This is a genomic window from Paenibacillus sp. 32352, from assembly GCF_002042965.1.
Taxonomy (GTDB): Bacteria; Bacillota; Bacilli; order Paenibacillales; family NBRC-103111; genus Paenibacillus_S; species Paenibacillus_S vulneris.
Genome location: NZ_MZNT01000023.1, coordinates 1 through 24,195, shown reverse-complemented (window position 1 = coordinate 24,195; position 24,195 = coordinate 1). Strand labels below are relative to the sequence as shown.

Sequence of the window (24,195 nt, the reverse complement as noted above, 5' to 3'; positions counted from 1 at the left end):
CACGTATACTCGAATGCTGCAGCCGCCCTTGTCACTGAAGCGGACTTGCCACAAGCGACAGCTCCGGATTGTTGTCCAGCGCTTCCTTGCAATAATCGCAAACCACGTTGACGGTCATATCTCCGTTCGGGTTATACGATATTATACTCTGACGCTCTTCGGGGGTCAAGAAATGGAAGCCCAGCAGCTCCTCACTTACCTGACGCTGCTCCAGTTCTCCTATCATTGTCCGGCAGTGCCGGCAGACGTATCGGATAGCCATGACGCGATCCCTCCTTTTTGATTACATTATGACCCAAAAAGGGGGATTTTAGCCGACACTCACCCGATCAATAAATAAGACCACGCTCTAGCATAGATTAGCCGTTGAACTTCGCCATAGTTTTCTCGAACGGATTACCCAGCGCATATTCCATGGCCTCGCACGTCGTATCCAGCACCTGCGGCATGGTCTTGAATTCCTCCTTGGAAAATGAAGACAGCACATAGTCCGCAATGTTGTACCCCGGCGCCGGGCGGCTGATCCCCATCCGGATCCGGTTAAACGATTGAGTGCCGAGATGCTGAATGGTGGATTTGATGCCGTTATGGCCTCCAGCGCTTCCTTGGTAGCGAAGCCGGATTTGTCCATAGCTCGTGTCCAGGTCATCGTAAATAACGACCAAATCGTCTATAGATGCCTTATAGAAATCAAGGAATGCTCTTATCGATTCCCCCGATAAATTCATATACGTCATCGGTTTCAGCAAATACACCTTCGTTCCGTTGACATTACCTTCTCCCAAGAGCCCTTTGCATTTATTTTGGGTTATTGTAATCCCATGCTTGTCTGCAAAACGGTCCAATGCCATAAAACCGATATTATGCCGGGTCGTTTCATACTGCTTGCCCGGGTTGCCCAATCCGACAAACCATTTCATTTTCATTGCTCCCCTTCCCACTCCAGCTGATGTAACCAAGTGATGCTGTAGAAGCTATCTGCTTAGCAGGAAGACGCCAAACGTGACAAAGGAGCGCATCGAACACGCGTTCGACACGCTCCGCAAACAAGGGAGAACTCCCCACCAAACTAACGTTACACCGTTTCCTGCGCATGGTTCTGAGCCGCCTCGGCCTGGGCCTCCGCCTTTTGCTCTGCTTCTTCCTCCGTATCGGCAGGAAGATCCTCTTTCTGAGGCGCCAGCACGGTAACCAATACATCATTGGCGATGGACTTGATCTCAATAGACGGGTCCACCTTCAGATCCGATATCAGCATGCTGCCGCCGATCTCCAGCCCGCTAATATCGACTTCAATCGAAGCAGGGATATGAGTTGGCAAGCAGCGAATTTCAATCTCATGATGCTGAATTTGCAGAATACCGCCCATGTTTACGCCGACAGGCTCTCCGGTAAAGTCGAGCCGCACGGTTGTCGTAACCGGTTCGTCCATGTTAATTTGGTGAAAATCAACGTGAAGCACATTTTTCAAAATGGCATCTCGCTGAACCTCGTTGATCATCACGGGCTGCTTGCCCGAATCCGGCAGCTCCATCTGAATGATGGCGTGAGGATTGGAGCGCAGCAGTGCCAGCAGCTCTTTTTCATCTACAGCGATAGGCGTGTTGGTCACCTTGCTTCCGTACACAACCGCCGGAATCTTTCCTTTTGCCCGCAGACCTTTACGTTCTGATTTGGTATTGGTACCGCGGACTTCCGCTTTCAATGTAGCTTCCATTGGGTGAATCCTCCTTCATTTGGGTCCAGGAAATAGCCTGCCTATTCTTACTTTACCCAAATAAGGAAAAAACCAATCACTTGTCGTTCTTCAATTGCTGTTTCTTCGCGCGAAATTTATTGCGCAGCTTCTCGGCATAGCCGGATTTATTCACCTGACGTTCTCTGGCAATCGCCAAATCATTCGCTTCGACATTATGCGTAATGGTCGATCCGGCCACGACATAGGCGCCCTTTCCAATTTTGACCGGTGCGATCAAATTGACGTTGCTGCCGATAAACGCATCTTCCTCTACTTCGGTAAGCTGTTTATTGAAGCCGTCGTAGTTGACCGTAATCGCTCCGCAGCCAAAGTTGACGTTCTTGCCGACGACCGCATCGCCGATATAGCTCAAGTGGGATACCTTCACATCATCGTCCAGCTTCGCGTTTTTGATTTCCACGAAATCTCCGATCTTCACGTTGGAGCCCAGCTTGGAGCCCGGACGCAAATAAGCGAACGGACCGATGGCCGTGCCGTCGCCGACCTCAGCTTCGGAAAGAACCGAATGCTTCACTTGGATCTGATTGCCGAGCTTGCAATCCGTAATATCCGCTTGAGGGCCGATGATGCAATCCTCACCGATCACGGTGTGCCCTTTCAGCACGCTTCCGGGCAAAATGACCGTATCCGAACCGATTTGCACATCAGCTTCAATATACGTATTCGCCGGATCGATAAGCGTAACCCCATTGAGCATATGACCGCGGTTGATCCTTGACTTCATCAGCTGTTCCGCTTCCGACAGCGCCACCCGGTCATTTACTCCGAGCGTCTCCATCGCATCCGGCGTACAGTAAGCCTCCACGATATCCCCTTCATTCACCAGAATCCCGATAACGTCCGTCAAGTAATACTCCTGCTGCGCATTATCATTCTTCACCTTGGAAAGAGCATCAAACAGCTTTCGGTTAGTGAAGCAGTACATTCCGGAGTTAATCTCCTTAATTTCCCGTTCCTCCGCATTGCAGTCCTTCTGCTCCACGATTCGGGAAACACGCCCCTGGGCGTCGCGGATAATGCGCCCCAGCCCGAACGGATTGTCAAAGATAGCCGTCATCACCGTTGCGGCAGCGCCCTTCTCTTGGTGGACACGGATCATTTCCTGTACGGACTCTGTCGTTACAAGCGGCGTATCGCCATATAGCACGACGGTTAACCCGTCCTCGTTTCCTAGCAATTCCTTAGCCTGCAGCACGGCATGTCCCGTACCCAGCTGCTGCTCCTGCAGCGCATATTCGGCGCGGTCTCCAAGGTATGCCTTAACGGATTCAGCCCCATGGCCTACCACGACAACCGTTCTTTGCGTTTGCAGCTGCTCCAGCACGGTAACAACATGGCCTACCATCGGCTTCCCGCATACCGGGTGAAGCACTTTGTACAGCTTCGATTTCATACGTTTGCCTTGTCCTGCCGCCAGGACAATCCCCATCACGTTCAATCCAGTCCACTCCTTTGTTATCCCTATTATGTCTATGAAACTTCTACTTCCATGCTAACCAACTATACTTATGAAAACAAGTAAAAGAGAGGCTCCTTCAAGAGGAGACTGCGATTTCTCACTAAAAAAACCTTCGAAAGGACGTTCCCGCTTGGGACCATCCCAGCCAAACATATTCATGAACGTGGTCCCTCAACCCAATATATCTGAATTCATGCAAAAAGAAAAGAGAGCCTCTCTCGGCCCTCTCTCAGCTGAATTATGCCCCTTCAACGATTACTTCTTCCTCCGTTGCTGCTCGATCGTATTCAGCCAAAACAGCGGCTTGAATTTTCTCACGAGTTGTGGAAGAGATCGGATGTGCAATATCCCTGAACTCCCCGTCTGGTGTGCGCTTACTTGGCATTGCGACGAACATGCCGTTGTTACCGTCAATCACACGAATGTCGTGAACCACAAATTCGTTGTCGATGGTAATGGAAGCAATGGCTTTCATTCTTCCCTCGGAATTAACCCGACGGAGTCTAACGTCTGTAATCTGCATTAGTGTTCACCACCTTTTTCCATCTAGGAGACTTGGGATATAAAATTCCACATTTTAGGGCAAAATCCTTCTTTTTTTTAATCAAAAATGTATAATTTTATAAATATTTGATTAATTTATTAAATTTCGACACTGGTCGTCGCTATCAGTTCAATTTCGACAAGGACATCCTTTGGCAAACGGGCTACTTCGACCGTAGAGCGGGCCGGTTTATGGTCACCGAAGTACGATGCGTAGATCTCGTTGACCTTGGCAAACTGGTTCATGTCCTTGATGAACACCGTTGCTTTAATCACCTGGCTGAAGGAGGAGCCGCCTGCGGATAACACCGCCTGCAAATTCCGGAATACCTGGTGCGTTTGCTCTTCAATATCCTGGCTCACCACTTGCCCGTCCGTATTTAACGGAATCTGTCCGGAAGTAAACAGCAGGCTGCCGAATTGAATGGCTTGCGAATAAGGTCCGATGGCCGCTGGGGCCTCTGTCGTTGCAATGGTTTTTAATGTCATTGTATTCACTCTCCGTCACTGAAATAGTTTCCCGGTTCTACGGTGATTTGTCTTGTCTTCGGATCAACGGCAGACAGCTTGGCGAGAGAAATGTAATCCTCCACCAAATGCTCCTCCACTTCTCCGGATTCCACGAAAACGCCTACACCTTTGACCGTAGCATTAAATTCCTTCAACAGGTCCATCATCCCGTGCACTGTTCCGCCCACTCTCATGAAGTCATCGATGATGAGCACCTTGGATTCTTCCTTCAAGGCTCTGCGGGAAAGCGACATCGTCTGAATCCGCTTGTTCGAGCCCGAAACATAATTGATGCTGACGGCGGAGCCCTCCGTCACTTTGTTATCGCGGCGCACGATGACAACAGGCAAATTCAAGAACGATGCCGTAGCATAAGCCAGCGGAATCCCCTTGGTTTCTACCGTCATGACGACATCGATTTCATTCCCGGCAAAGGCCGTAGCAAACATTTTCCCTACTTCGTTCAATATCATCGGCTGTCCCATAATATCGGACATATACATATAACCGCCCGGCAATATTCGCTCCGGCTGCTCCAGCTGACGGCAGATGCCTTGAATAAACTGCAACGAGGCCGCCTTGGTCACCTTCGGAATAAACTTGACGCCACCGGCTGCTCCGGCCAGCGTCATCAGCTCGCCAAGCCCTTCTTCCTCAAACACCTCTTTAATGATTGCCAAGTCTTCGCTTATCGAAGATTTAGCCGAATTATATCTGTCCGCGAATGTCGTTAAAGGAATCAGGGTATGGGGGCGGAAAAGCAAGTATTGGGTCATCTCGACCAACCTTGCGCTTCTTTTTAACTTTTTCATCTGAATGCCCCCTTTGAGATAGCCCTCTGCCGGCCCCCAGTGAAGAGACCCCGGCCAGAGGTAACATACGTTCTTCTTCGTGCTTATGTACGATGAACCGCCAGCACTGTAAGATCTTTCATGAAAATACACAAAAATCCGAATAATATATAGTGAATATATCATTTTTATCCGTATTTATTCAAGAGATCGATGCAAATTATTCTTACATATAACTAACACAAACCGATCATGTTAAAATACGGACGGCATAAACATCCTTGCAAAAGCCGCGAAGGCCGTTATAAATCCTTGGGACTTTGGCTTCTTTGGATACTAATCCGAATACAGTCGGCCCGCTGCCCGACATCAGGACTCCGTCCGCCCCAAGCCGCATCATGCAATCCTTCAGCTGGCGAACCTCCGGGTATAAATCCAGTGTCACTTCCTCCAGCACATTGCCGAGGTTTTCGCATAACAGATCGAACCTTTTATTCCGAATCGCTTGGACAATGCGTTCCGTGGAAGGATGCGATTGAATCGCATTGGCTTTCAATTTTCCATAAATTTCCGAAGTGGATACATTGATAGGGGGCTTGGCCAAAACAACCCAGCACTGAGGAGGAGACTCGATCGGTTCCAGCTTCTCGCCGCGCCCTCGCGCAATAGCTGTACCCCCTGTAACGCAGAAGGGCACATCGGATCCCAGCTCCGCTCCCAAGCGCTGAAGCTCCTCCGAAGGAATGTTAAGCTTCCATAACCGGTTGAGTCCCCGCAGCGTAGCTGCCGCGTCGCTGCTACCGCCCGCAAGACCTGCAGCTACCGGTATTTTTTTATCCAAATGTATGTAAACACCCTGCTTTACATCATAACGGTCCTTGATGAGCTTGGCTGCCTGAAAGGCCAAGTTCTTTTCATCCAGAGGGATATACCCCGCTTGACTGGAGATGATAATCGTATCACGTGGAAGCTCCTGCATTTCAATCCGGTCTGCAAGGTCCACCATCGTCATCACCATCTCTACCTCGTGGTAACCGTCTTCCCGCTTCCGCAGGACGTCCAACGACAAATTGATTTTGGCCGGCGCTTTTTCAAATACTTTCATAGGACACCTTCTTTGCAGCTCTAGTCTATTCCCTAATACTATAACAAAAAAGAAACAAAAAAAAGCTAAAGCAGCGCTTCGCGTGCTCCAGCTTCCGTTAGAACCGTTATTTAACCTCTCGGCGGCTGCTTCGAAATCGATTGCTCGGCAATCTGAATCGCTCTCTTTACCATGTTGCCCGCATCTTTGGTACGTATACCTCCCCAGCCCTCACGTTGTATCGTATCGTGAAATCCCAGGTCTTTGGCGAGCTCGTATTTGAATTGTTCCGACATGACTCCCTTTCTTCTGCGTGCCATACGCGAACACTCCTTTTCAGGTAAGATAACCGTAGTATACCCGGCCGCCGCTTATTCATGCAGTCCGGATAGACGAAGGCTCACTTACCAAAAACGGCACACTCTGTTTGTCAGAGCATGCCGTTCAAGTAACCCCTTTATTGCTGTATAGTGATACGTACTTGTCCATCATCGTTACAAACCATGACCTCAACTGACTCAGTCAGTATATCTGCGTAGCTATAGGAAACGCGCTTAAAAGCGTTCTGTTCCTGATCAAGCTTCACAATAAAAACGGAAGGGTAGGTTTCCTCCAATACACCGGAGCGTTCGATCGTTTTACGGCGACCGCCGTTTGCTCTTAACATGATTTTCTGTCCGACATGAGGTTCCAAACTGCGTTTGATCTCCAATAGCGCGTTTTTAGCCATTGACCACTACCACCTCTTTCCTTGTTAATTATAACCCAATAGAGGTAGTATGTCAAATTAGAACAAATATTATATCAGCCATGTCGAGCGGTTGTCAACGGGATTTTTCCTTATTCCAGCGACTTTTTCGAGGAATCCCCCTCATTACCGTTCACAAAATTGTCATATAAAAACAAAAAAGCGCCTTATGGCGCTTCTTTAGGAGTCATTTTTTGCATAGTGGGAACGCCTCTACGGTAGCTGCCCCGAGACTCCACACCGCCAAGCCCTTCCAGTCCGCTGTGAGTCAGTCCTATGACATCCACTATATTGACCGTGTCCCTTATTGGCGTATAGGCTACCTTAACCGCCACACAGAGCGGATCTAATGCATGAATCAGCACCCGGGCCGGTGAGCTGGCATAATTAGCTCCGGCCTGCATAATCGCCTCAAAATGGGATTGGCAAGCGCCTGCGATGACCGTTAAGGTATCCTTATTTTTCTCATACTGCCTTGCTATTTTGACGGCATTCACAAAATGGTAGGAGTTCTTATAGTTGCTCAGATGCGTCACGTCGCCGTTTCTGCGATGCTTCAGAATGCCGTCATGGCCGGTCACGACCACAATATCCGGCTTTACCTGGGGCAGTAAACGGTACATGGCATCCGCCATCTGAGGCTCCGGTACATAGTATCCCTCTGCGGGGACTCTTAATTCACCGTACAGGTTCATACATTTGCGCAAATACATCGGATCGCCGTCCAAATGCAGCACCTTCCCCGGCATTTCAAAATATACCGGAGTCGGATTACCGGCAGTTCCTACCGCCCCGTATGCCTGGGGGGCTTCCGTTTGATTCTCTCTTGCCCGACGCATGGATTCCATCCATGACGGCCGGGTGGTATTGATCGTGTACTGGTACGGATCCAGCGGCGCCTTGATCAGGTCAAAAAGCGGTGCGTCGGCCAGCAGCCTGTAATCCACACCACGCAGAATAGCCTGATTCTGCATAATATCCTGAATTTTAAATATGATATCACCGCCATAGGATCTACGAATAACGAGGTCTCCCTGTTTCATGGCCAAATCGCCTCCTCGTGTATCCTATGGCGTCAATAGGCATTTGGTGATTATCAAGCCTATCCTTTCATGAAATCCGCAATCACGTTGCCGATGCTTCGCTCCCACGTGCACGGAGCAAGCAGTCGCTCAGACGAGCGTATTCCTCGATCGACAAGGTTTCTCCCCGTCGGGAAGGCTCGATGCCCGCCTCTTGCAAAATAGCCTCCAGCTGGGTCTTCGTCTCTTTGGTAAAGAACCGCGAAGCCAGGTTGTTATAGATCGTTTTACGGCGCTGCACAAAAGAAGCCTGAACGACCTCGAAGAAGAAGGACTCGTCCGTCACCGTCACAGGAGGCGCGCTCCGAACCTTCAGCTTGATGACGGCCGAATCGACATTCGGTTGAGGAATGAATACCGTATGAGGAACGATCGTAACAATCTCAGGCTCGCAATAGTACTGCACCGCAATGCTCAAGCTGCCGTAATCCTTGCCTCCCGGCTTGGCCGACATTCGCTCCGCCACTTCCTTCTGGATCATAACGACAATGTTCTCCAGCGGAAGCTTTTCCTCAAGCAGCTTCATAATAATCGGCGTCGTGATGTAGTACGGCAAATTGGCGACCACACTTACTTTGGAGAATGCCGAGAAATGCTGTTCAAACAATTCCTTCAAATCGACCTTCAGTACGTCGCCATGGACGACGCTCGCATGCGGATAGGCCGACAGGGTCTCCTCCAATAGCGGGAGCAGTCGCCGATCGATCTCGACGGCAACAACGCCGCCTGCGATTTTGGCCAGCTGCTGGGTTAAAGCACCGATCCCGGGACCAATCTCCAGTGCTCCTTTGGAAGTATCCAGATCTGCGGCGGTAACGATTTTATTTAATATATTCGGATCGATCAAAAAGTTTTGACCCAAGCTTTTTTTCAGCGTAAAGCCATGCCTCTGAAGAAGCTCTTTCGTTTTTTTGGGGGAGGCAATGTCCTCCTGCATATTGAAATGGATATTTGTCATGATTCGCCCTCTTTTTTCTCAAGCTGCTTCCATGCCTCCGCGAACTCCTCGCGGGAAATTCGAAACATTCGGCAGCGGTTATAAAATTGCTTTCCGTTGCAGTACCCGATACCCAAATGCTTGCCCATTTCCATACGACGGGCAGCAGCTTGCGGATGGACGATCAAGCCGGCGTCAATCAAGTCCTCCCAAGTAATGTCCGACTCTTCAGCCTCATAATCGGTTCTTACATTCGCAAGAGCCTTGCGGATGACCTCAACCGAAGCATTCTCTACCCCGATGTCCCCTTTGGCCGTCGCCTCTTCCTGAGTGATAAAAGCATGCTTACAGCCCTTCACCTGCGCCGTAATGATTTTACGGATGCGCTCGCCCGCATGGTCGGGGTCCGTCAATATGATGACGCCGCGGCGCTGCTGAGCCAGCTTGATGCGCCGGATAACGTCTTTATTAATCGCGGAGCCGCCCGTTTCTATGGTCTCGGCTTCTACGGCTCTTTTGATGGCGGTTGTATCGTCTTTGCCCTCTACCACTATAATTTCTTTGATCATCTTGCTTACCTTCCTTCACCCTATACCAGGATCATCCATACGGCTTTCTTTATACTAGCCTTTGTTCCCGCCACTTTCAAGTGATGACGAAGCCTGCCCGCGTGAACTTGCCCTGATCACATAAAAAAGAAGAGGTAGCCCTCTTCTCTTCCTTTAGCATATATATAATGAGTCTTCCCCAATTGCAGGTCCTTAGTCCGCGGTTGGTTTCTTGGGTCCAATCACATAAACGGTATACCCGCGCTTCAAGCCAAATCGGTTGGCATAATCGTTGCTGTCAAAATACACATCGATAATGTTTCCTTTGACTGCACTTCCGGTATCCTCCGCTCTGCGGAATCCAAGCCCGTCAATATAAACCCACCAGCCCAGCGGAACCACCTTGGGATCCACTGCAATTGTGCGACCTTCCGTTACTCTCGTGCCTGTAGACGTAAGTCCGTACTGCGGATGCTCTGTACTCTTTCCTGTCGAAGCAGCGCCCGCTGAATAAGCGGTCAATGTCACATTGTTAATGACCTGCTTGACGCCGAAGGAAACTCCGCCTTTTGTTACTTCCTGTAGATTTGGCGATGATGCCGATAATACAACAACCGGATTTTTGGTGCCTACTGCGACAATTTTATTGACGCTCTCTGATTGAACCTTTTGGTCCACTACTTCTTCGGATACAAGCTTACCGTCTTCGTACATCTTTTCCTTTTTCTTCACAACCAGGCCTTCCTGGCCTTCCTGCACCACTTGCTCCTTGCCTTTTACCAATTGAGGGTCGTTCTTTTTCACAACGTCATAGGCTATCTTTTCTTGAACCTCTTCAACCTCTTTGGTTACCCGTACGATTTGAATCTCACCGCTGTCAGGCAGCTCGGCATCCACGACAGGGGTTACCTTGTCAAGCTCTCCTACCTGAACCTGTAAATCATTCAATGCGCCGCCCACCGTCTTTTGCACCGTGTACAGCGTCTTCGTTTCTCCGTCAGCCGTCAGCTGAATCGGCCTTGCATGCTCGATCGTAATCCGGTCCCCGGATTTTACTTTCGAATCCAGCGCTGCAGAGAGACGATCATGCTCTCCTACAGTGACGCCTTGCTCATCCAGTAAATGCTTCAAATCCCATTGCTTAGTGTAAACAACGGTTTCTTCTCCGTTCACGACTACGGTCACCTTCTTGGTAGCCGTACCGTATAACATTAATAAAAACATGAAAGTCAACGCGAATGAAATAATTGCTATGATCGATATCAAACGCAAGTTTTCATGCCTCCATCGCAATGCGAAGGACATGCTGGATGATCGTCTTACATGGGTTTGCTCGTGTTGAATAGCTCCCACTAGTTCGGTCCTCCTTCAAAGCCCCGCCGTCGAGTGTTACGCATGATTGATCTGACGCGACTATGGTTAAGTTTTGCAATCTGTTGGTTAATAAAGAACAACGCCTAACGACGTTCTTTCCCCCAGGAACAGCCTCCATGACCGTTGAGTCCAACGCATCCTGGAAGCACGGAAGACTTCATCGAACACTTGTTCTGCCCGATTAAGCTTCTCCTGTGCGGTCAACTAAGGGCTGCAACTAGCAATCCATATCGTTTCTCCTGCGTGCGGCCAGCACCTCCTCTTGGCTGTAGGTAATGATTATGTTGTCGGATAGTTATCACAATGACGGGAGAACAAAAAAAGTCACGGAAAGAGGACTCTTCCCGTGACTTTAGGTTATTTCATCAGTAATGAAATAAAGCACACGACAATCATACCTCTCTCTTAACGCTTACGAGGTTAGCTGACGGATTCGGACTTGAGAGTCGCCCTACTTGGATCCGGGTAAACAAACATCTACCCATCCAAGACTCACCCCAGAAAATGTGACCTTAGCCTTATTTTCAAATCAAGACTGGCCTTTTGCGGTTCCCCCGTTTCCCTTACGGAAACTCAGCGATAATGGAAAATTGGTAATCGTATTAAGTTAATATTGAGTTTACGCTGTCGGATATAAAGTTGTAAAGTATACAAACTCGGCAAAAAAGGTCCGTTTTTGTTCAATTCCGATTTTTTTGATCGATTTCTTGAGCATAACCCATGTATTTCTCAACTTGACGTATTTTTTGGATTGTTTTTCTCTCGTTTTCACGTTTTCGACGAAAATAGGGCTGTCCCAACCCCCCTTTTATTTCACCGTAATCCGAACAATGTAACTGCATTTTTCGTAGTCGCGTGAGCCAGCTCCTCCAGGGTTAACCCCTTGATTTGTGCAGCGGTTTCTGCGACTAATTTCACATATGCGGTTTCATTTCTTTTCCCTCGATAGGGGTGCGGAGTCAAATAAGGCGCGTCGGTTTCAACCAATAAACGGTCCAGCGGAACTTTCTCCAGCACCTCTTTGGGCTGCTTGGCATTTTTGAATGTGACAGGGCCGCCGAAGGAGATGTAAAAGTTCATATCGAGGCACATCTTGGCCGTCTCCCAGCTGCCGGAGAAGCAATGCATGACGCCGCCGACCTCCGAAGCCTTCTCTTCTCGAAGAACCCGGATAATGTCTTGGTGTGCGTCCCGGTTATGGATCACGATAGGCATACCCAGCTTGCGGGCCAGACGGATTTGTTCCCGAAATACTCGATCCTGTACATCCTTGGGAGAGGTATCCCAATAATAATCCAAGCCTATCTCTCCGATGGCGACCACCTTCTCGTGCTTGCACAGCTCTTCGATCCATTCCAGATCGCCCGGCATCATATCTTTGGCATCTTGGGGATGCCATCCGACGGTTGAATAAATAAAGTCATATTGCTCGGCAAGCGCAATCGAGGTAGGGATCGTTTCGCGATTAAATCCGACATTGATGATTCGACTGATTCCGCTTTCTAATGCCCGTTGGATAACCTCATGTCGATCGTCATCGAATTGAGGGGCGTTCAAATGGGTGTGCGTGTCTATCAGCATAGCGGCAATTAACTCCTTCATATGTAAGTTCAATTTGGTCCTTGCGGTTCGATAGACGAGCTTTTATTCCATGCCAAGCAGCTTGCGGTGCTCCGGATGAATGGAGCCCGGATCAGCGGATAAGAGCTCCTCCGGGAAATACAGATGATATTTCCCCATATGAATGCCGCTGATGGATCGGACAATTTCCGACTTGCGCGAAATTTCCGTCAACGTATGCTTTTGGTCCAGCAGCAAAATCGGCAATTTTTCGTCATGGACTCCCGGCCGATACACATCATACGAAAGATCCGACGGGAAATCAATTTCGAGGTAGAAGGACGGATCCAGATTCAGAGCCCGCATCGTATCGCGCAGCCGCTCTATTTGAAGCGCGTCGATCCTCTCCAGCATGACATACTTAAACAGCTTGCGGTTAAGGAAGCGAGAGCACAAGTCAACCAGAATGGCATCCTGCTCGTTGGTCCACTGCATCAGCACCGTCTGCATAAAGGCTTCATCGAGCAAATGGAACTCTTGTATGGACAATGTCCCCCGGAACAGGCTTAAGAGCGGCGGCAGCATAAACGAGAAAGAATAGTTTTCTTCATATAACTGTTTCGCTCTTTCAAAAATTTTATGCAGAATAACCTCCGCGCTGCGGGTAACAGGATGAAAGTATACCTGCCAATACATCTGGTACCGGGACATCAAGTAATCCTCGACAGCATGCATGCCGCTCTCTTTCACGACAATGTGGCCTTGAAACGGTCTCATCACCCGCAAAATGCGTTCCAGGTCGAACGTCCCGTAATTGACACCGGTATAATAAGCGTCGCGGAGCAAGTAGTCCATCCGATCTGCATCCAGCTGGCTCGAGACGAGGCTGACGACGATTTCCTGCTTGTACGTTTTGGCGATAACCCCGGCCACCCTTTGTGGAAAAGTGGGGGATATGCGCTTAAGCACCTTGTTCACTTCGGTATCTCCAAGAACGATCCGGCAGGACCATTCCTCGTGATGGGTCCCGAACGTTTTTTCAATCGAATGGGAAAAGGGGCCGTGTCCGACATCGTGCAGAAGGGCCGCGCACAAGGAGAGCAGCCGCTCCTCCCGCGGCCAATCCTCATAGCCGTTTCGTTCGAATTGCGATATGATTTTGCGCGTGATTTCGTAAACCCCGAGGGAATGGGAAAATCGGCTGTGCTCGGCGCCGTGAAACGTCAGGAAGCAAGTGCCGAGCTGTCGTATACGACGGAGGCGTTGAAATTCTTTGGTGTTAATCAGATCCCAAATCGTTTGGTCCTGCACGTAGATGTATTTATGTACCGGGTCTTTGAATACCTTTTCTTCCTGTAAAGGACTCGACATGATGCGTAACCTCCCTAAAGCTTCTTGTATTTTCGACACGGAATGAGCAGGAAAATGATGATTTTGTCGAACTTTGTCGTATGAAACTTCCAAATGTGAACAGAATATGTCTTCTAAATTTTTCTTTAGTATGGAATATATTCATAATACTATGTTTGGTGTCTATAGAAAAGGTGCATATTTGCAAGGTTTTTCAGCAGCCACTCTGTTTTATATTGAAGTAGAAGGATAGACTACCATATTTTAACGGCAAAAAATGCAATTTTCTAGTTGACTATTTTGGGAATGGTTGGTATCATAAATCTTAAGAATATTGTCGAATAATGACGATTTATCTAATTCGAGAGGGGACTTTTATATATGATGAAATCTACTGGTATTGTTAGAAAGGTTGACGAGCTGGGACGTGTTGTTATCCCTATCGAGCTTCGCAGAACATTGGGCATCGGCGAAAAAGACGCTTTGGAAATCTATGTCGACGGTGAGCGCATCATGCTGAAGAAATATGAGCCGGCCTGCATTTTCTGTGGCAATGCAGAAAACGTCTCTTATTTCAAAGGTAAAATTGTTTGTCACGAATGTTTATCGGAAATGCCAATACCTGTGACAAAATAAGAAAAATAGGTTATAATAAGGATAGCACTTCTTACTAAGGTAATTCTAACCTTTTTCATATCTCCTCTATTCCCCAATCCATGAAATTTCATGAGATTGGGGATTTTTTTCCGTTTTTATTTGTGTTAGCGTCACCTATTATAATAGAAAGAACATGTCACAAAAGTTCCGCCAAGCCTCCATTTCTACAGTTTGGCGGCGGGAAAGCACGGGCACATCATCGACGGGCTTGTACGGCCTGCGTAAGCCAATAAAAAATCAGCCGATCCGGCAATGAGCCGACCGGCTGATTTCGCCGCTTCCGCATTCGCGATCTACTTTTGGTGCAAATAATTGTACAGCTCCCGCTTCGGTATCTGTCTGTCCGCTGCCGCGCGTTTTATCGCTTCCTTGCGGTCAAGCCCTTGAGTCGTATAATGCTCGACGTGCTCTTCCGGGCTGAAGCCTTCCCACCAGGCGTCCGAAGCTTCATTCTCCGAATCGGTGCTGCCCTGTACGACGATGCAGTATTCTCCCTGGGGAGGATGCTCCTGCAGCAGCTCATAGCATTCTCGGATCGTCCCTCTTGCCGCTTCCTCGTATTTCTTGGTCAGCTCCCGCATCAGGCACATTTGCCGTTCCGGATCCCATACCTCCAGCATCGCTTCCAGCGTCTTCATTATGCGATGAGGGGATTCATAGAACAGCATCGTTTCGTTCCTTTGCTTAAGCGATTCAAGCTCCTGCTGCAGCGGCTTTCTGTCTCTCGGCAAAAAGCCCAGAAAGGTGAAACGTTCTGTCGATAGCCCCGATACGATCAAGGCCGATAAGGCCGCGTTGGCGCCTGGAATGGGTATAACCGCTATTCCTGCGTCGATAGCTTGTCGAACCAGATCCGCTCCCGGATCGCAAATGGCAGGCAGCCCTGCATCACTGACAAGCGCAATGTCTTCGCCTGTTTGCAAAAGACGAATCAGCTCGGGCCCGCTTGCATGCTTATTATGCTCGTGGTAGCTTACAAGCCGTGTTGCGATATCAAAATGGGTTAGCAGCTTGCGTGTCTGTCTCGTATCCTCTGCGGCGATCCACTGCACTTCCTTTAAAATGCGCACCGCACGAAACGTCATATCCTCCAGGTTGCCGATCGGTGTTCCGACCAGATACAGCTTCCCTGCTCCATGATCCTGCTGATAGCTTTTCTGAATGTCCACGTTAGTCCCTCACTATGTAACGGTCGGCTGGATGAGCTCGTCACGCTTGCCGTAATATATCTCCATCAGCTCGTCACAATAGTCCGTTTTATTTTTATATACGATCAGCGGCGGCAGCGTCCTAAGCTCCGGCTTCCCGTCTCTGAGCGCCTCAATCAACACCATATTCGCTTCTTCGCCTGCACGCGGGTGTACATACCGGATTCTTTTGGGCTCCAGTTTATACTGACGCATCGTGCAAAAAATTTCGACTAACCGGCTGGGCCTGTGCACCATCGCTACGCGGCCTCCGCTGCGCACCAGCCTGCTGCTGGTTCTGACGACATCCTCAAGCGTACAGAACACCTCATGCCGTGCAGCCGCCACATGCTCATTCCCATTTTGCTCCCCGTTCGGAACGGGAAGATATGGCGGGTTCACGGTCACTACATCGAAGGTCCCGTTCCCCAGCTGCTGATGAATCGTGCGCAAATCCCCGTGAATAATCTGAATCTGGTGATCCAAATCATTCAGCTGGACGTTGCGCTCCGCCATATTCGCGAGCCGCTCCTGAATCTCTACGCCAACGATCGAAGCCTTCGTGCGCGTCGACAGCAGCAAGGGAATCACTCCGTTCCCCGTACAGAGGTCGACCATCCTTCCCCTCGGCGGAACATAGCTAAATCTGCCTAACAACACCGCATCCATCGAGAAGCTGAACACTTCATCGCTTTGGATGATTTTCAGATCATTCGTTAATAAATCGTCTAGTCTTTCACTAGGCTGCAAAGGTACCTTTTCCATCAGCGCACGCTTCCTCTTTCTTGAAAAAAACCGTAGAGAAGCTTGCTCCCTACGGCGGTTTTTTTATTTATTTAAAAACGATAAGCAAAACAAACAATCGCCTTCCGTACGCAAATGACCGTAGTAGACATTACAGATGTGGAAGCCTTCGTGGTACAGGCGGGCCAGATTGTCGTACCCCTCACCTGTAAGCTCCTTGGCCTGTGCGGCGGTGACATGAATATGGGGTACTTCAACAGGTGGCTCCGCATCCTTCTTTAGCAGCTTGCGCAGCTGCTGATTTTCTATGCTCAAGCGTTTGTTTTCCTCGAGGAGCTCGATAATTTGCTTTTTCATCAGCCCCAGCTCGGAGTAGATAGCACCCATCTGTTCTTCGATTTGCTCAATTTGAACAAAAACGTCTCTTTTATCCACACATTCACCTCAAGAAAGCTAACAACCGTTAAAGCTGCTGCTCCACTACATCGTCAAAGGATAGCTCCATGACTTTACCGAGCTCATAAATCTGCACTTTTACGGTACGCTCGTTAATATTTAGCGATACGACACGGCCGTTGCCCAGGGAGGAAATGACTTCGCTTCCTACGCGCGGCATATCCTCTTTACCACTTTCATAGTTATCGTGCTCATATTTCAAACAACACATTAACCGGCCGCAAAGCCCGGAAATTTTTGTCGGATTTAACGATAAATTTTGGTCTTTTGCCATCTTGATGGATACCGGCTCAAAATCCCCCAGGAAGGATGAGCAGCAAAGAATGCGCCCGCAAGGACCGATACCTCCCAGCATTTTGGCTTCGTCTCGAACGCCGATTTGCCTAAGCTCAATGCGGGTCCGGAAGACTCCGGCCAAATCTTTCACCAGCTCCCGGAAATCGACTCTTCCTTCGGCTGTAAAATAAAAAATGATTTTGTTGCGATCAAATGTATATTCAACGTCAACCAGCTTCATTTTGAGCTGATGATCCCTTATTTTATCCTGACAAAGCGCAAATGCGTTTTTCGCCGCGTTCTTATTGTCCTCCACAAGCTGTGCGTCAGTTTGATCCGCTATGCGAATGACTTTCTTTAATGGAAGAACGACATCGGATTCCTGAACCGTCCGTCTCCCGATAACTACTTTTCCGTACTCAATCCCTCGAGCCGTTTCAACAATAACCGCACTCTCTTTATCCACCGGTAAATCGATCGGGTCGAAATAATAGATTTTTCCCGCTTTCTTGAAGCGGACACCAACAACCGAGTACAAATTTACACCCCCTTCAGCTGCATTAACATTTTTTCCAACACCAGCTGCGGGTTTGCATGAAAGCGGAGTCTTTTCTGCTGCTCGACTGCTTGCTCCAAACACCGCACCCAATGCTTCATATCGTAAGATAAGGCCAATCCTGCCATCCAATCGGTTTGATCGGCATATACGAGCCCGGACCGATTGCCGATGTTTAACTGCACCATATCTTTCAGCCATAAAATCAGCAGATCCATGAATAAGGGAAGCTGCTCCGTCAGCTCGGACTTAGCCAGCTTTTGCTGAGCCGTCAAAAGCGCCGTAGGCAGTCGGGACATACTTTCCTTTGTTAATTGTATCACTAGATTTCTTATTTCTGCAAACCCATTTCCTTGAATTAGCTCTCTCGCCGCATCGGGACCTGCAGCCAGCCGAACCGCCGCTTGAATCAGAACCGAGGGATGCCCTTCCTCTTGAAGCACGGCTATCATACGATCGCGGCTCATAGGAGCAAAGGGAACCCATTGCGCCCGGGACCGGATCGTCGGAAGCAGGGCCTGTCCATTATCAGTAATCAGAATGGCGACGACACGGGAGGTCGGCTCTTCTAGGAACTTCAGCAGACTGTTGGCAGCCTGAACCGTCATCTTATCGGCGTCTTCCAGAATGTACATCTTTAGCCCGGAAGCGGATGCACGATAGGAGAACTGCTTCTGAAGCTCCCGAATTTGCTCAATCTTGATAGAAGCCCCATCTGGGCGGACCCAATGCAGGTCCGGATGGTTGCCATGCTCCACCTTACGGCAGTCGAGACATTCTCCGCAGGCATCGTCCGGCAGCACCTGGCAGTACAGAGCTTGTGCAAAAGCAAGCGCCATCTGCTTACGGCCAGTTCCGGATGGACCTGTAAATATATAAGCATGGGATACTTTATCTGTACGTAAACTGTTCTGCAATATCTGTTTGACACGTTCTTGCCCGGGTATGGATTGGAAAGACATTGTGCTCCTGTACTATCCTTTCCTATTATATAGAGGTCAGTGTTGACCTTTGCATTGTCCGATTCTTACAAACCTAGAAAGCAAGATTGATCAGCATGCCGCGAATTTCGCCTATTTGATGCAGCAGATCAATTCTTCCCTGCTCACTTTCTAACAGCTCGTCCGCCAGGGCCAGAAGCTTTTCGTCTATCTCCTCCAAAAGCTTGTACCGCTTGGAGCGCCCCCGCCGGTCCCAGCCGCGCGTATCGCGCAGCTGTACCCCGCGGCGTGCCGTCTCCTCCAAATACTGCTTCACGAGAAGCTTATACTGGCGCAATTCACGGACCGTCATCGATCTCGACAAGCGTTCCCCTTGCAGATGAATCTGCTGCAAAATACGCTGAAGCTGCTCCTGCGATGCCCTTTCGTCGTGCTGGTGCATCATATCTGAGAACGATTTCTGCTGCAGCTGTTGGGGCGTTGAGGTCTCGTTTCGTTGAATTTCTTTACCGAAAGGGCGCCAGCCCGGATTTATTTTCACAGTGCAACCTGCCTCTCCGATTTAGAAATGCTCAAACCGTTCAACCGGAAGCACGAATACCGCAGCTCCTCCAACCTGAACCTCGACCGGGAACGGAATATAGGAGTCGGTCGTTCCTCCCATAGGAGATACAGGAGTAACGATCTGTTCACGAATTTTGCAGTTCGACTTGATAACCTGCATTACTTCATTCACACGGTCGTCTTCGATACCGATCATAAAGGTCGTATTGCCGGCCCGTAGAAACCCGCCCGTACTTGCCAGCTTGGTAGCCCGGAAGCCTTCCTTGATCAGAGCATTCGAAAGCCGATTGCTATCCTTATCCTGTACAACGGCAACAACTAATTTCATGGCATTGCCCTCCTTTACATTTTTACAAATGACTCGGTTGACCCTTGCAGCAATGGATGACTTAGAATGATGTCGAATGATACATTAGTTCATATCTTATTAATTTGACACCGGTTCATTCGATTCCTGCTTTTCTCTTTGGAAAGCTGTTTTGGGAACCGTAATTTAACTTCTCATCGCCATTCCCAAAGCAGCCTTCTGTCCGATCTATGGCAGTATATGTCACGATAACGGGCGGTGTGCGAAATCGACTGCAAGATTGCGTCATGCCGGAATTAATCGGCTTCGCTGCTTTTCTTGAATCGGCTGTCCAGACAGCCCTTCACGCTTTCATAAACCTCGTCTATGCCGCCGTTAGCGTCAATGCGTACGATGCGGTCGGGGAATCGATCCGCCAAGATCAAATATCCTTCGCGAACCTTCTGGTGAAACGCCAATGATTCCAGATCAAGCCGATTGATTTCCCGGTCGCTCCGGGCATGAATGCGCCGTAACCCTTCCTCAGGGTTTACATCCAGATAGATCGTCAGGTCGGGGAATACATTCTCGATCGCAAACTGATTGATCGTAAGCACCTCATCCATTCCCAAGCCTCTGGCATGGCCTTGATATGCCAAGCTGCTATCAATAAACCGATCGCATATGAAAACCTTCCCCTGAGCCAGGGACGGTTGAATTTTCTCAACAAAATGCTGTCTTCTCGCGGCTGCGTAGAGGAGGGCTTCCGTTCTCCCTTCCATCTTCGTATTGCTTTTATCTAATATAATCGCTCTTATCTGCTCCGCTATGTCGATCCCGCCAGGTTCCCGTGAAGAGACGATTTCCAGGCCCAGCGTGGATAAATATTGAGTCATGAGTTCGATAACGGAGGTTTTGCCTGCCCCTTCGCCGCCTTCCACCGTTATAAAATACCCTTTTTGCATTCGGTTATCTCCAATCATATAATAGGTCACTATTGCCCGATTGCAGGCTCAGCATACCCTTAAGGATATTATGATTATATACTGTTTGGCTTGCAATACCTAGCTTGTTTTCCTAACTTCCGGATGAAAGACATAACATAGCGGGGACTCCCAGCAAAACACTTGATTCAGCATGGAAGATAAGTTCCCGAGTGGGGTTATTTAGTTAAGATATCAATACGGACAGCATCGGCTCTTCGCCGTCGATTAATCCATGAATACGGGCCCCCATCTGAACCAATTGCTTCAAATAGCGAACCACTTCGGAAGAAATAATTTCGCCGGGGCATAGAACCGGAATTCCAGGAGGATAGGGAACCATCATCTCTGCGGATCTCAAGCCTATGGCATCCCCCAAAGGCACTTGCGCCGTCCCTTTATGGCGATACACCGATTCATCGAAGGATACCGGCTCCGATAAACCCGACATCGCAGAATAGGTTGCGGTAAGCCTGGCGTTCCCTTGTTGGTTAACAGGCGGGCTGGATTCGGCTATTTCTTTAAAAGACTGCGCCAGCCTATGCGCATCCTCTTGCGTGGACGCCAGGCTCAGGACAAGCAAAACCGCCTGCGGGTCTGCCAGCTCGACAAAACATCCGCGCTCTTCCAGGGCATCCTTCAGTTCAAAGCCGCTTAAAGAGCCCGTCGCGTCCTTGACGATCAGTTTGAACGGATCGCGGACGATCTCGTTATCGTGCTCCGGCTGAAGCAGCACAAACCGTTCATTATCCTTCATCAGCTCCATCACCTGATCGACAATACGAATCCCCTGCTCCAGCAGCTCCATGCCTTGTACATGCATTTGTCTGCGGCTTAGGTCCAGGCTCGCCATGAGAGGATAGGAAGGACTTGAGCTTTGAAGCATCGTTAAGTAGCGCTTTACTTCCTTCCGGTCGATCCGATCCCCCTGCACGTGAAGCATCGCTCCCATCGTCATAGCGGTAAGCAGCTTATGCGTCGACTGTACCACAACATCCGCCCCGCAGGACAAAGCTGACTTCGGAAGGGCCGGATGAAATCCGAAATGCGCTCCATGCGCCTCATCCACGAGCAGAGGCTTGTCGTATTCATGCAGAAGCTGTACGATCCCTTCTAGAGGAATGGCCGTGCCGTAATAGCTTGGCCGAGTAATAAGAAGCCCACGCGCTTCGGGATATTTTTGCAAGGCTAGACGGACATCCTCCTGGCGAATCCCTAATGTGAGCCCTGTTGCCGGGTCGATCTCAGGATTCAAGAACACAGCCCTTGCACCCGCAAGCATAAGGCCGTGTATCACCGATTTATGGGCATCACGCTGAACCAGCAGCAAATCTCCTCTGCGGCATACGCTTAGGATCATGGCCAAATTGCCCACAGTGCTTCCGTTTACTAGAAAAAAGGTTTCCTCCGCACCAAAGCATTCGGCAGCCAGCTGCTGCGCCTCCCGAATCGCTTCCTCCGGATGATGAAGATCGTCCAGCCCGGTAATTTCCGTTACGTCCAGATGCATAATAGATTCGTAATAAGCTCTGGCTTCTTCATCCAAGCCTTGTCCTGATTTATGACCGGGAACATGCAGGCTGACATGCTTCCCTTGAGAATGCTGTACCAATCGCTCGAATAATGGAGCGCTCTGTTTATCCATGTTGTGAATCTCCCTGTTTGCGTATAAAAGTTGATATACCCTTTATTGTAACAAACAAAAAGACTCTCACCAACGGGAAAAATTCCGTTCATCAGAGCCGAATTCATGTTTCATAGACAACCTATGCATTTTTCTTATAAAAGATTTGCCTCATTTGATGGATAAAAAAAGGATATTTGGCATCCCTGACGTCGGTTGAGATCATTTCATGCTCGCAGTCTTCGCAGATGAATTCGGATATAATCATAATGCCGTCTTCCTTTAATTGTCCGCAGATGATGCAGTTATGGGCCACCGTAGGTTCATGTAAAGCGTCTCCCACACAACTCACCTCTATTCTTCTTTTCTACCAGTATGTCCTGTTTCTCTTAAAGTAAACGCGGATGATCTATTTTTATGAAAAAAGCTAGTACATGGTTCCAAACGCTTATATTTCAAGCTAAAATAACCGATATAGTATTTGCAAAAAAGAATCTATGAAAATGGACGAGTGAGATCAAGTGAAGGAACAACGATTATCAAAGGAATCAACCGTTTATCATTACCGGCTGCTTCAACGAATTCGGTATAAGCCTTGGTTACTTATAGCTTACTGGTGCATTCCCGGTCTTTTATTACTTTGGGATTTGATACGATGGAATCCTCTGCCAATGATTATTAGCACAGTACTGATTCCTCTTTTGCATACGTTCATCATTTACGTATACTTTACCTTTAAGGAAAAACGCCCGCTGCATCAGTGGGGACTTCTTTATCGGCTTCCCTGGCTGGGGTACGTTCCATTAAGCTACTTTGCTCTATATCGCATGCGTAATCTGACCGCTCACCTGCTATGGGTTACCGTTGTCATTTGCGGCTGCTTTTTCCCTTGGGTATCCTTGGATTTGATTCTCCATGCAATGTTTGTACACGTCTGGATCCTGCTTCCCAGATTTGTACTCATCTTTCAATTGAGACACCACATGGAGAACGGATATTTGAAAATTAACGATCAGGACACATCCTGCTACGCTCAATAAAATCGTTCCCTAAATCAGGATTCGTTTCTACGGGATCTTGTAAACAACCGATAAACCAAATAAATCACAACAGCCCAAAAAATCAGCCCAATAAAGGAAAACGGTGTTCCTGCTCCCGGACCGAAGCCCATAAATCCAAACGGATTAAATAAGCTCCCGATTAAGGCCCCTGCCGCGAAGCCGCCGAATAAACTTCCCCATCCTCCTCGGGCAGGAGTCCCTGTAGTCGGAGGATTGGTCCGCGGATTGGTAGTAACATTCGCAGGATTACGGTTCGGAGTGGTCGTAGTGCCCCTGCCTGCAGGAGTTCTTACCCCGGAAAACGATCCCCGGCCCGAGCGATAGCCTTGAGGAGCAACCTCCCCGTCCATAGCAGGGGCTTGTCTTAGATCCTGTCTGTACTCCGTCGGCATTACTTCGGAATTAGCGTCCGCTGCGGCCGGAAAAGCGATCAGCATAATAAGGAAACCTATACATAGTACTAACGCATAATGTCTCATTGTATTCCTCCGATAAGCTCAAAGTGAAGGACGGCACCAGCTTCACGAGTTATTATCAGTCCCCGTCATCGGTTCTATTCGCCCCATAACCCACCATGCTTTCGGACGGAAAAACAAAAAACAGTCTTTCTGGACCTACATCCAGAAAGACTGTTTCAATTTGTGCTTGGCGACGTTCTACTCTCCCAGGACCCTTCGGTCCAAGTACCATCGACGCTGGAAGGCTTAACGTTCGTGTTCGGTATGGGTACGCGTGGTTCCCTTCCGCCATCATCACCAAACTAAGAGTTTTGCTTTAGCAAAACTGGCTTCGTAAGGATTGCTGAGCTTTCGTCAGAAAGCTTACTTCGTAAGCATACGCTTTTTTCGAAGCGCTACTCCTTCGAAATTACTGCTAGAAAATATCCATCCTTAGAAAGGACTTGCAGCTCAAGGCTTATTCCTTGAAAACTAGATACGAAATGCATGCGTATTGTTGAGCAATTTGTGTTTCGGGGCTCCCCGCAAAGTAATCGGCATAAGCTACAACGCTTTGCTTCACTTTGTGGGGACTCTAGGTTAAGCCCTCGACCGATTAGTATTCGTCAGCTCCACACGTTGCCGTGCTTCCACCCCGAACCTATCTACCTCGTCGTC

At 48.9% G+C, this 24,195-nt stretch carries 29 protein-coding genes, 2 rRNA genes and 1 riboswitch; of the genes, 2 read left to right on the top strand and 29 right to left on the bottom strand.

Features of this window, described 5'->3' with window-relative positions; all coding sequences use genetic code 11:
* Window positions 1–31 precede the first annotated feature (31 nt).
* The 16 genes from fin to B1728_RS34240 all read right to left on the bottom strand — a co-directional run bounded on the left by fin (window position 32) and on the right by B1728_RS34240 (window position 13,766).
* Window positions 32–262 (bottom strand): anti-sigma-F factor Fin, encoded by a 231-nt coding sequence (gene fin, locus B1728_RS34315; protein ID WP_079914919.1) that lies wholly within the window; start codon window positions 260–262, stop codon window positions 32–34.
* A gap of 97 nt (window positions 263–359) precedes the next feature.
* The gene (gene pth, locus B1728_RS34310; RefSeq protein WP_079914951.1) at window positions 360–920 is read right to left on the bottom strand and encodes an aminoacyl-tRNA hydrolase; all 561 of its coding nucleotides are present in this window, start codon (window positions 918–920) and stop codon (window positions 360–362) included.
* Window positions 921–1,075: 155 nt separating this feature from the next.
* Window positions 1,076–1,717, bottom strand: a complete 642-nt coding sequence (locus B1728_RS34305; RefSeq protein WP_079914918.1) for a 50S ribosomal protein L25 — start codon at window positions 1,715–1,717, stop codon at window positions 1,076–1,078.
* A gap of 76 nt (window positions 1,718–1,793) precedes the next feature.
* Window positions 1,794–3,197 carry a bifunctional UDP-N-acetylglucosamine diphosphorylase/glucosamine-1-phosphate N-acetyltransferase GlmU gene (glmU, locus tag B1728_RS34300; protein WP_079914917.1) on the bottom strand — a complete coding sequence of 468 codons (1,404 nt, stop codon included), beginning with the start codon at window positions 3,195–3,197 and terminating at the stop codon, window positions 1,794–1,796.
* Between the two features lie 259 nt (window positions 3,198–3,456).
* Complete coding sequence (gene spoVG, locus B1728_RS34295; protein ID WP_028551906.1) at window positions 3,457–3,741, bottom strand: septation regulator SpoVG; 285 nt, start codon at window positions 3,739–3,741, stop codon at window positions 3,457–3,459.
* Between the two features lie 119 nt (window positions 3,742–3,860).
* Window positions 3,861–4,250: a RidA family protein gene (locus tag B1728_RS34290; RefSeq protein WP_079914916.1), complete on the bottom strand. Its 390-nt coding sequence runs from the start codon at window positions 4,248–4,250 to the stop codon at window positions 3,861–3,863.
* Window positions 4,251–4,255: 5 nt separating this feature from the next.
* Entirely contained in the window at window positions 4,256–5,083 is an 828-nt protein-coding gene (gene purR, locus B1728_RS34285; protein WP_079914915.1) for a pur operon repressor, read from the bottom strand.
* A 229-nt stretch (window positions 5,084–5,312) separates the two neighbouring features.
* Complete coding sequence (gene ispE, locus B1728_RS34280) at window positions 5,313–6,167, bottom strand: 4-(cytidine 5'-diphospho)-2-C-methyl-D-erythritol kinase (protein ID WP_079914914.1); 855 nt, start codon at window positions 6,165–6,167, stop codon at window positions 5,313–5,315.
* 110 nt (window positions 6,168–6,277) lie between these two features.
* Window positions 6,278–6,466: a small, acid-soluble spore protein, alpha/beta type gene (locus B1728_RS34275; protein ID WP_079914913.1), complete on the bottom strand. Its 189-nt coding sequence runs from the start codon at window positions 6,464–6,466 to the stop codon at window positions 6,278–6,280.
* A gap of 137 nt (window positions 6,467–6,603) precedes the next feature.
* A complete protein-coding gene (veg, locus tag B1728_RS34270) occupies window positions 6,604–6,876 on the bottom strand; it encodes a biofilm formation stimulator Veg (protein ID WP_028551901.1) in 273 nt (90 codons plus the stop codon).
* Between the two features lie 185 nt (window positions 6,877–7,061).
* Window positions 7,062–7,937 carry a sporulation peptidase YabG gene (gene yabG / locus B1728_RS34265; RefSeq protein ID WP_079914912.1) on the bottom strand — a complete coding sequence of 292 codons (876 nt, stop codon included), beginning with the start codon at window positions 7,935–7,937 and terminating at the stop codon, window positions 7,062–7,064.
* An 82-nt stretch (window positions 7,938–8,019) separates the two neighbouring features.
* Window positions 8,020–8,934, bottom strand: coding sequence for a 16S rRNA (adenine(1518)-N(6)/adenine(1519)-N(6))-dimethyltransferase RsmA (gene rsmA / locus B1728_RS34260; protein ID WP_079914911.1), 915 nt, complete (start codon window positions 8,932–8,934; stop codon window positions 8,020–8,022).
* A complete protein-coding gene (rnmV, locus tag B1728_RS34255) occupies window positions 8,931–9,482 on the bottom strand; it encodes a ribonuclease M5 (RefSeq protein WP_079914910.1) in 552 nt (183 codons plus the stop codon). Before rnmV ends, rsmA begins: the two co-directional genes overlap by 4 nt.
* A gap of 192 nt (window positions 9,483–9,674) precedes the next feature.
* Window positions 9,675–10,814 (bottom strand): resuscitation-promoting factor, encoded by a 1,140-nt coding sequence (locus B1728_RS34250; protein WP_079914909.1) that lies wholly within the window; start codon window positions 10,812–10,814, stop codon window positions 9,675–9,677.
* A 414-nt stretch (window positions 10,815–11,228) separates the two neighbouring features.
* Window positions 11,229–11,424, bottom strand: a riboswitch (cyclic di-AMP (ydaO/yuaA leader).
* Window positions 11,425–11,648: 224 nt separating this feature from the next.
* Complete coding sequence (locus B1728_RS34245; RefSeq protein WP_079914908.1) at window positions 11,649–12,416, bottom strand: TatD family hydrolase; 768 nt, start codon at window positions 12,414–12,416, stop codon at window positions 11,649–11,651.
* Between the two features lie 63 nt (window positions 12,417–12,479).
* A complete protein-coding gene (locus B1728_RS34240) occupies window positions 12,480–13,766 on the bottom strand; it encodes an HD domain-containing protein (RefSeq protein ID WP_079914907.1) in 1,287 nt (428 codons plus the stop codon).
* Window positions 13,767–14,126: 360 nt separating this feature from the next.
* Here B1728_RS34240 and B1728_RS34235 point away from each other — a divergent pair, with 360 nt between their 5' ends.
* Window positions 14,127–14,381 carry an AbrB/MazE/SpoVT family DNA-binding domain-containing protein gene (locus B1728_RS34235; protein ID WP_010501678.1) on the top strand — a complete coding sequence of 85 codons (255 nt, stop codon included), beginning with the start codon at window positions 14,127–14,129 and terminating at the stop codon, window positions 14,379–14,381.
* A 314-nt stretch (window positions 14,382–14,695) separates the two neighbouring features.
* On the opposite strand, the gene rsmI is transcribed toward B1728_RS34235, so the two are convergent.
* The 10 genes from rsmI to B1728_RS34185 form a co-directional block, all read right to left on the bottom strand.
* Window positions 14,696–15,571, bottom strand: coding sequence for a 16S rRNA (cytidine(1402)-2'-O)-methyltransferase (gene rsmI, locus B1728_RS34230; RefSeq protein ID WP_079914906.1), 876 nt, complete (start codon window positions 15,569–15,571; stop codon window positions 14,696–14,698).
* A 12-nt stretch (window positions 15,572–15,583) separates the two neighbouring features.
* The gene (locus tag B1728_RS34225) at window positions 15,584–16,354 is read right to left on the bottom strand and encodes a tRNA1(Val) (adenine(37)-N6)-methyltransferase (RefSeq protein ID WP_079914905.1); all 771 of its coding nucleotides are present in this window, start codon (window positions 16,352–16,354) and stop codon (window positions 15,584–15,586) included.
* 63 nt (window positions 16,355–16,417) lie between these two features.
* Window positions 16,418–16,768 carry a DNA replication initiation control protein YabA gene (gene yabA / locus B1728_RS34220; protein WP_079914904.1) on the bottom strand — a complete coding sequence of 117 codons (351 nt, stop codon included), beginning with the start codon at window positions 16,766–16,768 and terminating at the stop codon, window positions 16,418–16,420.
* A gap of 28 nt (window positions 16,769–16,796) precedes the next feature.
* Entirely contained in the window at window positions 16,797–17,603 is an 807-nt protein-coding gene (locus tag B1728_RS34215; RefSeq protein ID WP_079914903.1) for a PSP1 domain-containing protein, read from the bottom strand.
* A gap of 2 nt (window positions 17,604–17,605) precedes the next feature.
* Entirely contained in the window at window positions 17,606–18,583 is a 978-nt protein-coding gene (gene holB / locus B1728_RS34210) for a DNA polymerase III subunit delta' (RefSeq protein ID WP_079914902.1), read from the bottom strand.
* Between the two features lie 73 nt (window positions 18,584–18,656).
* Complete coding sequence (locus tag B1728_RS34205) at window positions 18,657–19,103, bottom strand: YaaR family protein (RefSeq protein ID WP_079914901.1); 447 nt, start codon at window positions 19,101–19,103, stop codon at window positions 18,657–18,659.
* A 21-nt stretch (window positions 19,104–19,124) separates the two neighbouring features.
* The gene (locus B1728_RS34200) at window positions 19,125–19,454 is read right to left on the bottom strand and encodes a cyclic-di-AMP receptor (protein ID WP_079914900.1); all 330 of its coding nucleotides are present in this window, start codon (window positions 19,452–19,454) and stop codon (window positions 19,125–19,127) included.
* A gap of 275 nt (window positions 19,455–19,729) precedes the next feature.
* Window positions 19,730–20,377 carry a dTMP kinase gene (tmk, locus tag B1728_RS34195; RefSeq protein WP_079914899.1) on the bottom strand — a complete coding sequence of 216 codons (648 nt, stop codon included), beginning with the start codon at window positions 20,375–20,377 and terminating at the stop codon, window positions 19,730–19,732.
* Between the two features lie 205 nt (window positions 20,378–20,582).
* Window positions 20,583–22,040, bottom strand: a complete 1,458-nt coding sequence (locus B1728_RS34190) for an aminotransferase class I/II-fold pyridoxal phosphate-dependent enzyme (RefSeq protein WP_079914898.1) — start codon at window positions 22,038–22,040, stop codon at window positions 20,583–20,585.
* A gap of 121 nt (window positions 22,041–22,161) precedes the next feature.
* Window positions 22,162–22,362, bottom strand: coding sequence for a sigma factor G inhibitor Gin (locus B1728_RS34185; RefSeq protein ID WP_079914897.1), 201 nt, complete (start codon window positions 22,360–22,362; stop codon window positions 22,162–22,164).
* A 328-nt stretch (window positions 22,363–22,690) separates the two neighbouring features.
* Here B1728_RS34185 and B1728_RS34180 point away from each other — a divergent pair, with 328 nt between their 5' ends.
* Window positions 22,691–23,059, top strand: coding sequence for a hypothetical protein (locus B1728_RS34180; RefSeq protein WP_079914896.1), 369 nt, complete (start codon window positions 22,691–22,693; stop codon window positions 23,057–23,059).
* Between the two features lie 14 nt (window positions 23,060–23,073).
* Here the strand turns inward: B1728_RS34180 and B1728_RS34175 are convergent, their stop codons facing one another.
* From B1728_RS34175 to B1728_RS34165, 3 genes are all read right to left on the bottom strand, one after another.
* Entirely contained in the window at window positions 23,074–23,559 is a 486-nt protein-coding gene (locus B1728_RS34175; protein WP_079914895.1) for a hypothetical protein, read from the bottom strand.
* A gap of 164 nt (window positions 23,560–23,723) precedes the next feature.
* Window positions 23,724–23,840, bottom strand: a 5S ribosomal RNA gene (gene rrf, locus B1728_RS34170).
* Window positions 23,841–24,113: 273 nt separating this feature from the next.
* Window positions 24,114–24,195: ribosomal RNA gene (locus B1728_RS34165) — 23S ribosomal RNA — on the bottom strand; the annotation flags it as partial.

Bases quoted from the DNA above. Each gene is read 5' to 3' on its own strand.
- fin (WP_079914919.1), bottom strand. From the start codon at position 262: ATGGCTATCCGATACGTCTGCCGGCACTGCCGGACAATGATAGGAGAA.
- pth (WP_079914951.1), bottom strand. From the start codon at position 920: ATGAAATGGTTTGTCGGATTGGGCAACCCGGGCAAGCAGTATGAAACG.
- B1728_RS34305 (WP_079914918.1), bottom strand. From the start codon at position 1,717: ATGGAAGCTACATTGAAAGCGGAAGTCCGCGGTACCAATACCAAATCA.
- spoVG (WP_028551906.1), bottom strand. From the start codon at position 3,741: ATGCAGATTACAGACGTTAGACTCCGTCGGGTTAATTCCGAGGGAAGA.
- B1728_RS34290 (WP_079914916.1), bottom strand. From the start codon at position 4,250: ATGACATTAAAAACCATTGCAACGACAGAGGCCCCAGCGGCCATCGGA.
- purR (WP_079914915.1), bottom strand. From the start codon at position 5,083: ATGAAAAAGTTAAAAAGAAGCGCAAGGTTGGTCGAGATGACCCAATAC.
- ispE (WP_079914914.1), bottom strand. From the start codon at position 6,167: ATGAAAGTATTTGAAAAAGCGCCGGCCAAAATCAATTTGTCGTTGGAC.
- B1728_RS34275 (WP_079914913.1), bottom strand. From the start codon at position 6,466: ATGGCACGCAGAAGAAAGGGAGTCATGTCGGAACAATTCAAATACGAG.
- veg (WP_028551901.1), bottom strand. From the start codon at position 6,876: ATGGCTAAAAACGCGCTATTGGAGATCAAACGCAGTTTGGAACCTCAT.
- yabG (WP_079914912.1), bottom strand. From the start codon at position 7,937: ATGAAACAGGGAGACCTCGTTATTCGTAGATCCTATGGCGGTGATATC.
- rsmA (WP_079914911.1), bottom strand. From the start codon at position 8,934: ATGACAAATATCCATTTCAATATGCAGGAGGACATTGCCTCCCCCAAA.
- rnmV (WP_079914910.1), bottom strand. From the start codon at position 9,482: ATGATCAAAGAAATTATAGTGGTAGAGGGCAAAGACGATACAACCGCC.
- B1728_RS34245 (WP_079914908.1), bottom strand. From the start codon at position 12,416: ATGCTGATAGACACGCACACCCATTTGAACGCCCCTCAATTCGATGAC.
- B1728_RS34240 (WP_079914907.1), bottom strand. From the start codon at position 13,766: ATGTCGAGTCCTTTACAGGAAGAAAAGGTATTCAAAGACCCGGTACAT.
- B1728_RS34235 (WP_010501678.1), top strand. From the start codon at position 14,127: ATGATGAAATCTACTGGTATTGTTAGAAAGGTTGACGAGCTGGGACGT.
- B1728_RS34225 (WP_079914905.1), bottom strand. From the start codon at position 16,354: ATGGAAAAGGTACCTTTGCAGCCTAGTGAAAGACTAGACGATTTATTA.
- holB (WP_079914902.1), bottom strand. From the start codon at position 18,583: ATGTCTTTCCAATCCATACCCGGGCAAGAACGTGTCAAACAGATATTG.
- B1728_RS34200 (WP_079914900.1), bottom strand. From the start codon at position 19,454: ATGAAATTAGTTGTTGCCGTTGTACAGGATAAGGATAGCAATCGGCTT.
- tmk (WP_079914899.1), bottom strand. From the start codon at position 20,377: ATGCAAAAAGGGTATTTTATAACGGTGGAAGGCGGCGAAGGGGCAGGC.
- B1728_RS34190 (WP_079914898.1), bottom strand. From the start codon at position 22,040: ATGGATAAACAGAGCGCTCCATTATTCGAGCGATTGGTACAGCATTCT.
- B1728_RS34180 (WP_079914896.1), top strand. From the start codon at position 22,691: ATGATTATTAGCACAGTACTGATTCCTCTTTTGCATACGTTCATCATT.
- B1728_RS34175 (WP_079914895.1), bottom strand. From the start codon at position 23,559: ATGAGACATTATGCGTTAGTACTATGTATAGGTTTCCTTATTATGCTG.